This is a genomic window from Cytobacillus depressus, assembly GCF_008923245.1.
Lineage (GTDB): Bacteria > Bacillota > Bacilli > Bacillales > Cytobacillaceae > Cytobacillus > Cytobacillus depressus.
Map to the genome: position 1 here is coordinate 1 of NZ_WBOS01000012.1, position 12,838 is coordinate 12,838.

Sequence of the window (12,838 nt, forward strand, 5' to 3'; positions counted from 1 at the left end):
TACTATAATACAAAACGGATGAAGGCGAAGTTAAAAATGAGCCCGGTACAATACCGAACTCATTTTGAGCAAGCTGCCTGATGAAATAACCGTGTCTAACTTTTTGGGGTCACTTCAAAAAGCTAGGTTAAGGCTTTCGTTTATTTGTGTTGGTCTTGTGGAGGGATTTTCACATATTCTAAAAATTACCATGAAATAATAGATTTATTAATCTATAAATAATTTAATACACAATTGATGGTTATAATTGAATCGGCATGTAATTTTTAGTTCCCTTTATTCTACTTTGTAAGACTATTAAGCTAAGCATTAGACCTATCTAATGTTTTCCCGCGCTCTTTTTTCATAATGATCTTTTTTAAATCTATTTTCGTAGTTAAAATCCCTACTAAAACAAGAACCGCCCCTAAGTAACCTTTTGCTTGAAGTACTTCACCTACAAAAATAAAAGCAAACAATGCAGCGAAAACGGGTTCTAATGAAAAAATAAGGCCTGTATGTGTTGGAGTCGTATACTGTTGGGCTGCGGTTTGGCCGATAAAGCCAATCGCACTGCACAGAATACTTAATGCTAAAATAGAAATCCATGATTCTGTTGTGTTAGGAAGATGTGGCTCTTCTAAAAATAAAGATAGCAGCAGCGCCCACGCCCCAGTAAAACCAAGCTGTAAAATCCCAAGGGTAATGGAATCTACATTCTTCGTCAACTTATCAGTAACAATGATGTAAATGGCATAAAATAATGCTCCTAAAATAATGAGGAAATCTCCCGAACTAATCTTTAACCCATTATTTAAAGTTAAAAGGGCTATGCCTAATATTGCGAAGCCTACGCCAAAAATAATTCTTTTTTCCACTTTTTGTCTAAAAAAGACTGCTAATAATAATGGAACAAAGACAACAGCGAGACTAAATAAAAATCCTGCATTGGAAACAGATGTGGATTCAACTCCAATCGTGACAACCGATATGGCTAAGAACAAGATAGTTCCTAATAAAAACCCATATTTAATTATATGAAAATCAATATGCATGAAGCGTTTGTAAAATACGAGCCCTGCTAAAACAAAAGCTATACCAAACCGCAATGCGATTAAGTTAAAACCTTGAATAGACTCAAGGCCCATCTTCATAAATAAATAGGATGAACCCCAAAACATAGTGACGATCAGCATTGTTAAATCTGCCTTAAATTGTTGAGTATTCATTCCTGTCCTATTTACACCCTCGAGCGCCTTATTTCCATTCATTTTTTATCACCTGACCGATCCAAAAATTGATTATTTTCCATTATAATTGTAAAATTTGAATAAGAAAAATGAATGTTTTTAAATAAATGCATGAAAATATTTCATGCAAAAGGAGTGATTAAACTGTCACTTGCTAAGTTTGAAATATTTAGTACCGTTGTAGAATTAGGGAGCCTCACGAAAGCAGGGGAAACACTCGGTTTAACGCAATCCGCTGTGAGTCATGCCATTGCCAGCCTTGAATCAGAATGGGGATTTTCTATACTCAATCGCGGACGTTCAGGTATTCATCTGACGAGCAATGGAGAGCGTATCTTAAAATACATTCGTGAAATTCTAAAATGGAACGAAGAAATGGTTCAAGAAATAGCGAATATCAATGGTCTGGAAATCGGGACAGTACGGATTGGAACGATTTCGAGTGTGTCTATTCACTGGCTGCCTGAAATCATGAAATTGTTTAATGAGTTTCATCCTTCTATCGAAATCAAACTGCTAGAAGGGGATTATGATGATGTTGAGCATTGGATATCAACTGGCTTGGTTGACTTTGGCTTTGTCTCCCTGCCGACATCACAGCATTTTGAAGTGATTTCATTAAAAAAAGATAAAATGCTCTGTATCCTCTCAGATAAACATCCTCTTACTGAGCAAAAGGAGATTCGTTTTGAAATGATCAAAGAGGAGCCCCTAATCAAGTCGAAAAAAGGGAGCGATAACGATTTAAAAAGAATTTTAAAAGAAAACAATGTCACCCCAAATATAAAATTTGAACTCTCAGATGACCAAGCAATTATTTCAATGGTTGGAAATGGCATGGGAATCAGTATCCTTCCAGAAATGGTATTGCATCGGGTGCCAGCCAACGTTCGAATTCTTAAGTTAGAGGGAGAAAATTACCGTACAATTGGTATTGCTGCTACATCTTTTAAAAGCCTTGCTCCCGCTACGAAAAAGTTCATTGAATATTTGAAGTCATGGATAAGTGAGCCTGCACGCTCCAATGAGATTTAACAATGGAATTAGTCCGTCGGGGTCAGGCTTCAACCTTTTCTTTCCTACCTTTTAAGAGTTGATATCTAAAGGGGGCTTTTAGTAAGTGAAAGGATTGCTTATTTACCAAAAAAGGCAAAAACGTTGGCTAATGTGCAATGGAGAGACTTTCCTTGTACCACACATGGTAATAAGCGGAGCTATCGGGCAATGGAGAGACTTTCCTTTTACCACATAAGGCAATAAACGGAGCCGGCGGGCAATGGAAGGACTGCTCTTTTACCACAGAAGGTAATAAACGGTATTGGCGGGCAATGAAAGGACTTCCCTTTTACCGCATAAGGCAATAAACGGTGTTGGTAGGCAATGGAAAGGCTTTCCTTTTACCACAAAAGGCAATAAACGGAGCGGCCGGGCAATGAAAGGACATCCCTTTTACCACATAAGGCAATAAACGGAGCTAGCGGGCAATGAAGAAGTAATTCTTCAAAAAATATGCACCGAACTCCTGATGAAATAAAAAATGGAGCATTGTATATGAACAATGCTCCATTAAAGTTACTAAGTTTTCTAATTACTCACCTAGATCCACATTATGATACACTTGCTGCACGTCGTCTAATTCCTCAAGGGCATCAATCATTTTTTCAAATTTTGCTTGTGCATCTTCTGGCAATGTGATTTCATTTTGGGCAAGCATCGTGATTTCTGCAACTGTAAATTCGGTTACACCTGCATTTTTTAATGCTTCCTGTACGGCATGAAAATGGTCAGGCTCTGCATACACAATCACTGAGTCTTCCTCTTCTAAAATATCGCGTGCATCTACATCAGCTTCCATAAGGATTTCAAGCACATCATCAGCTGTTTTACCCTCAAGGCCAATAACAGCAGTTGCATCAAACATGTATGCCACAGATCCGCTGACTCCCATATTTCCGCCGTTCTTTCCGAATGCCGCACGTACATCTGATGCTGTGCGATTCACGTTATTTGTTAAGGCATCAACAATGACCATTGAACCATTAGGCCCGAAGCCTTCGTAGCGAAGCTCGTCATAGTTCTCATCAGATCCACCCTTAGCCTTATCAATCGCACGGTCAATAATATGTTTTGGTACATTGTATGTTTTCGCGCGTTCTAGTACGAATTTTAATGCTTGATTCGCTTCTGGATCAGGCTCGCCCTGCTTGGCTACTACATAAATCTCGACTCCGAATTTCGCATAAATCCGACTAGTATTGGCATCTTTAGACGCTTTTTTTTCTTTAATATTATTCCATTTACGGCCCATATTGACCACTCTCTTTCTACTTTGAATCGCTCTAATTGAAATGAGACTTATAAAAACATGCTCTGTCCTCATTTCCTTCCATAAAAATATTAATACTAAATAGGCTTTTTCTTCAATACCTTTTCAAAAAAACTTGATTCCAATTTGATTAGAATTGAAACCATTTTTGCTTCAATATTCCATATTATACCTCACCTCATTCAATTTAACGAATCACTAGCAAATAAGAGGATATTGCCTCAGCATGGTAGAATAGGTTTTTATCAATAGTGAAGGAGTGTAACATGAGCGAACATTTAATTCATTATACAGAGGAAATTCCAAATCCCGATCAGCTATATCTGCTTTATAATCATGATGGCTGGAATGATTTTTTGAAGTTGCCGAAAGAAACCCTGCATAAAGCCATGCTCCAAAGCTGGTGTGTTGTCAGCGCTTATGACGGCGAACAATTAATTGGCACTGGGAGAATCATTTCCGACGGTGTCATCAATGGCTATCTTTGCGGTTTAATTGTCCATCCAGATTATCGAAATAAGGGCATTGGAAAGGAACTCGTGCGGAGATTAGTGGGAAAGGGTAAAAATGCAAACTTATATGTTCAGCTATTTAGTGAAGAAAAAAATGCTTCCTATTATGAAAAGCTTGGCTTTGAAATTTTTACTGTTGGGATGAAGCAAGTTTAACAATGAAGCTTCGGGTTTTTCTGACAAACTGAATGATATTTTGATTGAAAGACAGGCACTAAACCGTAGAGTTTTCTGAATTTTCCTATTTACTATTAAAAACATTTGCGTTATGATAATACCACACTATTTTCGGGGAGGTTAGGAACCATGAAAAAATCAAAAGTCATTTCCTTTGCGCTGCTTTTTGTTTTTTCCGCCTTCCTAATTACCCAATATCCAGGGGGACATACGAAAGCTTTCGTGAGCCATGAACAAAAAGCGGTCATGTCATCTGATTCGCTGGAAGAGTTTCTTTTAAAGGAAGATATTAAAAAGAACCTGTTCAAACCCACTTTTAACATGGAAGCTAAATGTGTATTAGCACTTGCCTTTTTCTTATTTTATAGCAAGTTAATAAGGTCTTCCCGCAAAAACATTTTCTTTACACCGGTATTTTACCAATCGAATTATGTGATCCACTCTCCTTCTTTTTCATAAAAAAATAAGGAGGGGAAATATATGTGGATCCGCTTTCTCATGATTGGTGTATTTTCACTTACTGCATCAAGTTTGTTATTTTATCAGGGAATGGAAATTTTCCATGCATTCACTGATTTGGTTAGAAAGAATTAACTAATATAAAGCCCGTTTCAGATTGCGCTGAAACGGGCTTCTTTACGCTCAAAAACTAGTACTCAATATCTTCAAAGTCCTTCGGCTGAGGGACTGGCTGTTTCGAATTTGGATCGGCAAACTCCCTTATCAGCCTTTGTTCATCTGTTTGCTCATCACGCGCGTTTTCATGATCTCTTTTCTGCTCCTTCATATCGATCATCCCCTTTTTGAATGATTGTAACTTCTTCTTTAAAAGGGTTCGCTATTTATGAGGAAAAATTCATCTATTCATAACAAGAGCAACTTTTATTATTTATTCACCAATGTTTTTAGGCGGGACCCAGGAAAATGCGTGTTATTAACCCAAGGCCACCGTTTTCGATGGTGGCCTTGAAAAATGCGTGCAATGAACTATTCATTGAGACCGTTTTTGATGCTTGCCAAATTAAACGCGCACCATTAACCTGTCATGGCCGTCATAGCCCCCAAATTATCCAGCTTTCTCTTCTATCATCTCACCTTTCTTCTCCTTCGAAAAAAACCAGCCGCCTAGTGCGATAGCGATCAGCACAGCATAGAATGTGATTTTCCACCCCATCGAATGGGCAAATGATGAAGGGATTATAGATAATGCTGGGTGGGCAAGTGTGATGACTGATAGCTTCACTCCGACCCATCCGACAATCATAAAGGCGGCGATTTCCAAGCCAGGCTTTGTTTGCAGCAGCTTAACGAAAAAGTTTGCAGCAAATCGCATAATAATTAATCCGATAAAGCCTCCTGCAAAGATGACGATAAACTTCCCGCCATCAAGTCCTCCGATATTCGGCAAGCTTGTATTTGGCAGGGCTACGGCTAAAGCAACCGCTGCGAGTATAGAATCAATCGCAAACGCAATATCAGCTAGCTCTACTTTAAAAACAGTCATCCAAAAACCTGATTTTTTCTCCCCTTTATTTGCTGTTGCTTGTTCCCCTTTTTTCACGACTAGCTTTCTAAAGATATGGTTAAAGGCAATAAATAATAAATATAGGGCACCAATTGCTTGAACCTGCCAAATATCAACTAAATAAGAAATCGCAAACAGAGAGCCGAATCGGAAAATAAATGCCCCGGCAAGACCATAGAATAGCGCTTTTCTTCTTTCCTTTTCAGGTAAATGTTTGACCATTATAGCTAATACAAGCGCATTATCTGCTGCCAAAAGCCCTTCGATTCCTATTAAAAGTAATAATACCCATCCATATTCTAATAAAAGTGATAAGTCCATTATTTAAAATACCTCCATTTAAAATTAAATGCATTTAATTAGTAAATGTGTTATGTCTAATTATTTTTCCTATTTTGTAATGTTGCTTTCTCCTCGAGACGTTTTTCAATATTTTCTAATAGAGCTTTGTCTTTCATGATTTCTTCCTTGTTTTCCTTTAGTAGCTCAGCAAAATTAAGTTTTCTTCTCTTTAGCATGTTGAATCCCCCTATTTTCTGATTGTCCTTTTCAAATCTTGCCAACAAAAAAACCTTTACCTACAGCGGTAAAGGTTTTAAAAACAAACAAAAAGACCTTTACCCCAAGTAGGTAAAGGTCTTGCTAACAACGATAGTAAGTTGCCGACAAGGCCGGGAGTCATAAACTCCGAAGTGACGACTTTGCCGTAAAAGCTACTCCCCTTTAGGAGAAACTATTCAATTTCATTTCTTACATTAAGAATAAAAGAATGTTTATGAATTGTCAAACACATTTTTTTACATATTATAACGTAAGCCAAAACGGCTCGTTTTCTTTTTCGTTATAATATGCTTATTATCAATGCGCTTTTCAATTTCATCAAGCTGTTCTCGATCTCTTAATAGCTCTTCTCTATTTTTACTAATTAAACTTGATAATGTGACTCTTTTTCTACTCATTTTACATATCTCCCTTATCCCATGTTGTTATAGAATTTATCCCCGTTTTGCTTTTGCTAAAATTCAAATATTACGCGTGAATGGCTCTCCCATCAACAGCCAATGCCGCTTCGCCAATTGCTTCTGCTAATGTCGGGTGTGGATGAATCGTTCTAGCTATATCCATAGCTGTTGCTTCGAGCACACGGGCAAGGCCCGCTTCGGTAATCATATCAGTCACATGAGGTCCGACCATATGGGCGCCTAGCAGCCTATCCGACCCCTCTTCTACGACAAGTTTCACAAATCCGTCTGATTCACCGAATACAAGCGCCTTTCCAATGGCACGGAAAGAGAATTTTCCTGTCTTCACTTTATAGCCTCTAATTTTCGCTTCATCCTCTGTATACCCAACACTCGCTACCTCAGGGCTGCTGTAGATGCACTTCGAAACTAAGCTTAAATCAAGTGGAGCCGGATATTTACCAGCCATATGCTCAATCGCGATGATGCCTTCATGAGAAGCCACATGGGCAAGCTGCAAACCGCCAATGACATCACCGATTGCATAAATGTTCTCTTCATTTGTTTGATAAAATTCGTTTGTCACAATAAATCCGCGTGCCACATCGATTGTCGTATTTTCAAGACTAATGCTCTCTATATTCGGAAGGCGGCCAACTGAGACAAGCAGTTTATCAGCTGAGAATGTTTTTTCTTCCCCTTTATGCTCGGCTTTAATTGTGACCCCTTCTCCTTTTTCCAGCGTTTGCGGAAGTACTTTTGCACCTGTTACAATCTTAACCCCTTTTTTCTTCATTAAGCGCTGGACTTCTTTAGAAATATCGGCATCTTCTGTCGGAATGATCCGATTAGCAAATTCGATTACGGTTACTTCTAATCCGAAGTCTACGAGCATGGACGCCCATTCAATTCCAATCACTCCGCCGCCAACAATAATGATTGATTTCGGCAGTTCTTCCATTTGCAGTGCTTCATCTGATGTCATCACATATTTTCCGTCTGCCTCTAATCCTGGAAGTGTTCGCGGACGTGATCCGGTAGCAATGACTATATTTTTAGGAACAAGAGTCGCCTCTTCTCCATTGTTTAACTCTACTAAAATATTTCTAGACTCTAAAATTCTGCCTTTTCCTTCATACACATCAATTTTTCCTTTTTTCATTAAGTGCTGTACACCTTTAAATAGGCGATCCGTTATTTCTGTTTTCCTCGCCTGCACTTTGGAAAAATCAAGTCCAACTTCGGGAGCGATCACGCCATAAGCGGCAGCATTTTTTGTCGTAGCATACACTTCCGCACTTCTAAGCAGCGCTTTACTCGGGATACAGCCAGCGTGAAGGCATGTTCCGCCAAGCTTTCCTTTTTCTACGATCGCTGCAGTTAATCCAAGCTGCGAGGCACGAATGGCTGCAACATAACCACCTGTACCGCCACCAATAATAACAATATCATATTCTTTGGTCAAAACAATCTCTCCTTCGGGATATATTGTGAACATCTTAACAATCTTCCCAATTTCACCCTTCATCCACTTATCTCAATTCAGTTTTCATACGAGCGTAATCGCCGTGAACACCAACAATTGATTGTGGTTTATATAAGAAAGGACAGAAAAAGGGTATGATTGTCTACCCTTCTCTGTCCTTTTACCTGAGAGTTTATGCCCAAATTCATATGGGGTCCCCTTGGGTGTCGTACAACTTTATCCCACTCTTAACGGGCAGTAAGATCCTCCACTGATGGAAGATTCACTTTATACGAGCTCTCCAGAGATGCGTCCCGCTGTGGTTCCTCTACCTGAGAGATTTGTTCCAAGGGTCTCTTTTTGGAACTTGCTCCTTCGGTGGCTAATTGTAATGCTCTCTCCCACAGCCGTCATCCGCCTGTATTGAATTTTCTATAAATTTAGAATAATACTTTAGCGCTGTAATGTCAACCATTAATTTTATATTATTATAATAATTTGATAGGGTATTCACAATTTGTTCAAAACTACAAATAATTCCTATTGGACCTTCAATTAAAGAGGGAATTTTTTTTTGTAGAATATGGAAGGTAATATTTGCATTTACTAAGATTGAGCATTCATTTAGGAGGATGTTAATTGGGTTATTTCTATTAGCTATTATTTTTACCTCTTTATCTTATTTTCTAGGAGATCGAACTTTATTTCAGCAGATTCACTGGGTTCATCCCTTGATCATCGGCACATCAGTCGGTTCAGCAGGCGCATTAGCCGAAAAACTGCATGCTCCAATGTGGCTTATCATCGTTCTACCGTTCCTAATTGGAATGGGCTTGTTGCTCTCTTTTCTAGATTGGAATGTATTTGAGTTTTTATGCACCTATATTCTTACTCTATTCTATTACACGATTTTGCATATTATACTGAGCAAATTTACAAACTTTCATTCTCTTATTCCTGCGTGGAAGCTTAATTAGTAGTGTGAAAAATTATTGACACTTTTCCCTTCACATATTAAAATAATATTCTTTGAGAAAAATCTCAACGTGGTTCGTAACCATCCCACGATAAAAAACTAAGGAGAGAATTGAATATGAACGTCAAAACCCTTGTTGGGAATGGGATTTTAGCAGCATTATATATTGCTGTTTCCATGCTCATTCAGCCTTTTGGATTTACTAATATCCAGTTTCGGGTTTCCGAAATGTTTAACCACCTAGTTGTATTTAATAAGAAATATATTTTCGGAATGGTGCTAGGTGTATTTTTAACAAATTTACTGTTTTCACCAATGATCGCCTATGATCTCATTTTCGGTGTTGGGCAAACGGTTATTTCCTTATTAATTACGATTGCTTGCTGCCGTTTTATTCAAAATATATGGGCTCGCATGGTTGTGAACACGCTTGTTTTCACCTTTACTATGTTCTTAATTGCTCTTGAATTGCACCTTGCCTTTGGTATGCCTTTTATGTTTTCATGGCTTACAACTGCAATTGGTGAATTCATCGTTATGGCTGTCGGAATGCCAGTCATGTATGCACTCAATAAGCGCGTAAATTTTGAAAAATTAATATAAAGTCTATGGAGATGCCTAATTAAAGGCATCTTCTTTTGTTGTTCAGCTCCACAAGGAACTCTTCTTCGAATAGTCGTCGTAGGAACAATTTGAACTTTAATTGTTTCGAAGGCACTTCCGCATTTCTATTTTCTATACAGTTACAGCTGCAAAAAATTCATCATAAAGCGCCTGTACCGCTCTCTTTTCATCTATTTCCTTTACACCGAACATCATACTTACTTCGGACGAGCCTTGGTTAATCATTTCGATATTTACTCCAGCTTTTGCTAATGCTTTAGAAGCTCGAGCTGTCGTTCCGATATTATGGCGCATGCCTTCTCCTACAACCATGATCAGTGCAAGGCTATGTTCAATGACCACTTCATCTGCATCGAGCTCTGTTTTAATTCTTTCAATAATCTTCTCTTCCATTCCTGGAGCAAATTGATTTTCTCTCAAGATAACCGAAATATCATCAATGCCTGATGGTGTATGTTCATAGGATAGGCCGAAGCTTTCCAAAATAGCCAGTAGTCTGCGCCCAAAGCCAACTTCTCTATTCATTAAGTATTTGCTCACATAAATGCTACAAAAGCCTTCATCACTTGCAATTCCTACAACCGGGCCATTTGTGTTATTACGCTCATAAACAATTTTTGTACCTGGGGCAGATGGATTATTCGTATTTTTAATTTGAACCGGAATGCCTGCGCGGAATGCCGGAACAAGCGCTTCATCATGCAAGACGGTAAAGCCTGCATAGGAAAGCTCCCGCATTTCCCGATACGTTAATTCCTTAATTTCCTTTGGACGATTAACAATAAATGGATTTACCGAGTAAACAGCATCGACATCTGTAAAGTTTTCGTAAAGCTCTGCTTTCATCCCATTTGCTAAAATGGAGCCTGTAATATCAGACCCGCTTCGTGAAAAAGTAAAGACATCCCCTTCCGCGCTATAGCCAAAAAACCCAGGAAAAATAATAATCCCGGAACGATTTCGCAGTTCAAATAAACGATCATAGGCTTCAGGTAAAACTTGAGCATTGCCTGGCTCAGCAGTTACTAGCAGGCCTGCCTCTTTTGGATTGACGTAATGAGCCTCGACACCTTGTTTACGGAAATATGCTGCCACAAGCTTTGCATTATTATCCTCTCCGCTCGCTTTAAGCAAATCCATAAATTTATCGGGATCGCTTTTATCTGCCTTCAATCTGCGAAATAAATCCTCTTCAAGTTCATTAATAATGTCATCATCCAAATACAATTCCTCAGCAATTGCAGCATATCTTTCAATGACCGCATCAAACTTTTCCTTAGGATCTTTATTTTGCAAACAAAGGTCTGCACACTCAATCAAAAGATCGGTTACTTTCTCGTCTTCACTATATCTTTTCCCTGGTGCTGATACGACAACTACTTTTCTCTCTGGATCAGAAACAACAATCTGGAAGACCTTTTCAAGTTGTTTTCCGGATGCTAAAGAAGATCCGCCAAACTTTACGACTTTCATTCTGACATCTCCTAACTGTTAGAAAAACACAAGACAATTCTCTAACTCTTAAAATGATTAAATATGATGCTCATCTAAAATATATCCCTAATTTTACTCCTATTCAGAAAATAATCAAGAGTTTTTCCTCCATACAGAGACAACTGTTTACCTTAAGTGGACACCGCAGTATTAATTACCTATATTCTCCAATTCCTTTTCCGCCTCTTTGCTTAGTTTTCCCTTCTATAATGGTTATCTCTAACAACTTTCCCACTTTTTCAAATATAATAGTGGAAACAGTAAGACATAAGGGAGCAGACTATATGGGAATTCTTATTGTAGACGATAACAAGGCCAACCTTTTTGTAATAGAAAATATTTTAAAGCGTGCAGGTTATGCTGATTATTTATCTTTTACTTCGGCTCAAGATCTATTTACATATTTACAAAATGAACGACAAGTAAACAATGACAAACAAGCGGATATGATCCTTATGGATATTATGATGCCGGAAATGGATGGGATTGAAGCATGCAGGCAGCTGCAGCAAGTTCCACATTTAAAGGATATTCCTGTCATTTTCGTTACGGCTCTAGAAGACTCAAATAAAGTGGTGGAGGCGCTTGATGCCGGCGGGATTGATTATGTAACGAAACCAATTAATAAAACAGAGCTGCTTGCACGTATTCGAGTTGCCTTAAGATTGAAATATGAAAAGGATTGGCATATTGAACAAGAGGAAAAGATTCGAAATGAATTAGAATTATCAATGAAGGTACAGACAAGTTTATTAAGTGAGCCCATTTATAGGGATAATCTATTGTTAAAGGCTTCATATTTACCAGCATATAAATTAGCAGGAGATATGTATTATTGGCATAAAATTAACGATCACCGCTATGCGGCCATCCAGCTTGACATGATGGGACATGGCATTTCAGCTTCCCTTGTTTGTATGTTCATCTCTTCCGTTTTGCGAGATTCTATCTCCACGTTTGCAGATCCAGAATATGTCATACAAGAGCTTAACCTCTGGATGAATTCTTTAAATCGGAAAAACCAGCAAATTCCTTACTATTTTACAGCTATTTATTTTGTTCTCGACACGAAAGAGAAAACGCTAGAATATGTGAATGCTGGCCACCCAACTGGGTTTGCTCTCATCAATCAGACTGAACTAATTGAAATGCCCAGCAATACGTGTGCAGTGGGCTTTTTTGAAGACATTAATATAAAAAAAAACGTCGTCAGCTATTCTGATTCTATTCAAATTGTCCTCTGTACAGATGGTGTTGAAGAAACAATCGAAAAAACGGAATCAAATGAGTTTGACTATATTAAGAGGCTAGCCTCTTCCTTCTGGAAAGACTCAGAAAACAAAGAACCCATTGATTACCTACTAACAAAAAAACAACAAGTCAACGCAGATGACGACATGTGCGTCGTATTAATCCAGGCGAAATAATAATCTGTGTAGTAACGGACATTTATGAAGACTTGCTTGAGGTGAATTGTCCGTTATCGGGATTATAATGGACAATTTAGTGACTTACATGAGGTGAATTGTCCGTTCATAGAGATCATAA

Annotated in this window: 15 protein-coding genes and 3 riboswitches; of the genes, 7 read left to right on the top strand and 8 right to left on the bottom strand. The window is 38.3% G+C overall.

The genetic code is table 11. The annotated features are described in order from the left end of the window. On the top strand, positions 1-81 hold an 81-nt coding region (locus F7731_RS18625; RefSeq protein ID WP_151536060.1), incomplete at its 5' end, for an IS3 family transposase. Between the two features lie 221 nt (positions 82-302). Here F7731_RS18625 and F7731_RS18630 read toward each other — a convergent pair. After that, positions 303-1,250, bottom strand: a complete 948-nt coding sequence (locus F7731_RS18630; protein ID WP_246197315.1) for a DMT family transporter — start codon at positions 1,248-1,250, stop codon at positions 303-305. A gap of 123 nt (positions 1,251-1,373) precedes the next feature. On the opposite strand from F7731_RS18630, the gene F7731_RS18635 reads away from it, so the two are divergent. Then, complete coding sequence (locus tag F7731_RS18635; RefSeq protein ID WP_151536402.1) at positions 1,374-2,264, top strand: LysR family transcriptional regulator; 891 nt, start codon at positions 1,374-1,376, stop codon at positions 2,262-2,264. A gap of 553 nt (positions 2,265-2,817) precedes the next feature. On the opposite strand, the gene F7731_RS18640 is transcribed toward F7731_RS18635, so the two are convergent. Continuing rightward, positions 2,818-3,537, bottom strand: a complete 720-nt coding sequence (locus tag F7731_RS18640; RefSeq protein ID WP_151536302.1) for a YebC/PmpR family DNA-binding transcriptional regulator — start codon at positions 3,535-3,537, stop codon at positions 2,818-2,820. Between the two features lie 284 nt (positions 3,538-3,821). On the opposite strand from F7731_RS18640, the gene F7731_RS18645 reads away from it, so the two are divergent. Both F7731_RS18645 and F7731_RS18650 read left to right on the top strand, forming a co-directional pair. Next, positions 3,822-4,223, top strand: coding sequence for a GNAT family N-acetyltransferase (locus F7731_RS18645; protein ID WP_151536303.1), 402 nt, complete (start codon positions 3,822-3,824; stop codon positions 4,221-4,223). A gap of 150 nt (positions 4,224-4,373) precedes the next feature. Further along, entirely contained in the window at positions 4,374-4,703 is a 330-nt protein-coding gene (locus tag F7731_RS18650) for a hypothetical protein (protein ID WP_151536304.1), read from the top strand. Between the two features lie 190 nt (positions 4,704-4,893). On the opposite strand, the gene F7731_RS26590 is transcribed toward F7731_RS18650, so the two are convergent. From F7731_RS26590 to lpdA, 5 genes are all read right to left on the bottom strand, one after another. Next, complete coding sequence (locus F7731_RS26590; RefSeq protein ID WP_170289747.1) at positions 4,894-5,031, bottom strand: hypothetical protein; 138 nt, start codon at positions 5,029-5,031, stop codon at positions 4,894-4,896. Between the two features lie 279 nt (positions 5,032-5,310). Continuing rightward, positions 5,311-6,090: a TerC family protein gene (locus F7731_RS18655; protein ID WP_151536305.1), complete on the bottom strand. Its 780-nt coding sequence runs from the start codon at positions 6,088-6,090 to the stop codon at positions 5,311-5,313. A 56-nt stretch (positions 6,091-6,146) separates the two neighbouring features. Further along, positions 6,147-6,287: an FbpB family small basic protein gene (locus tag F7731_RS18660; RefSeq protein ID WP_151536306.1), complete on the bottom strand. Its 141-nt coding sequence runs from the start codon at positions 6,285-6,287 to the stop codon at positions 6,147-6,149. Positions 6,288-6,566: 279 nt separating this feature from the next. Further along, positions 6,567-6,728 carry an FbpB family small basic protein gene (locus F7731_RS18665; protein ID WP_151536307.1) on the bottom strand — a complete coding sequence of 54 codons (162 nt, stop codon included), beginning with the start codon at positions 6,726-6,728 and terminating at the stop codon, positions 6,567-6,569. A gap of 70 nt (positions 6,729-6,798) precedes the next feature. Then, positions 6,799-8,196, bottom strand: coding sequence for a dihydrolipoyl dehydrogenase (gene lpdA / locus F7731_RS18670; protein ID WP_151536308.1), 1,398 nt, complete (start codon positions 8,194-8,196; stop codon positions 6,799-6,801). 163 nt (positions 8,197-8,359) lie between these two features. Next, positions 8,360-8,506: riboswitch (glycine riboswitch) on the bottom strand. Continuing rightward, a riboswitch (glycine riboswitch) is annotated at positions 8,507-8,610 on the bottom strand. Positions 8,611-8,828: 218 nt separating this feature from the next. Here lpdA and F7731_RS18675 point away from each other — a divergent pair. Continuing rightward, the gene (locus F7731_RS18675; protein WP_151536309.1) at positions 8,829-9,173 is read left to right on the top strand and encodes a hypothetical protein; all 345 of its coding nucleotides are present in this window, start codon (positions 8,829-8,831) and stop codon (positions 9,171-9,173) included. Positions 9,174-9,236: 63 nt separating this feature from the next. Further along, a riboswitch (PreQ1 riboswitch) is annotated at positions 9,237-9,281 on the top strand. 8 nt (positions 9,282-9,289) lie between these two features. Then, a complete protein-coding gene (locus tag F7731_RS18680; protein ID WP_151536310.1) occupies positions 9,290-9,775 on the top strand; it encodes a QueT transporter family protein in 486 nt (161 codons plus the stop codon). A 132-nt stretch (positions 9,776-9,907) separates the two neighbouring features. Here F7731_RS18680 and F7731_RS18685 read toward each other — a convergent pair whose 3' ends face one another. Beyond that, positions 9,908-11,269: an aspartate kinase gene (locus F7731_RS18685; RefSeq protein WP_151536311.1), complete on the bottom strand. Its 1,362-nt coding sequence runs from the start codon at positions 11,267-11,269 to the stop codon at positions 9,908-9,910. 305 nt (positions 11,270-11,574) lie between these two features. Here F7731_RS18685 and F7731_RS18690 point away from each other — a divergent pair, with 305 nt between their 5' ends. Then, positions 11,575-12,717 carry a SpoIIE family protein phosphatase gene (locus tag F7731_RS18690; protein WP_151536312.1) on the top strand — a complete coding sequence of 381 codons (1,143 nt, stop codon included), beginning with the start codon at positions 11,575-11,577 and terminating at the stop codon, positions 12,715-12,717. Positions 12,718-12,838 lie beyond the last annotated feature (121 nt).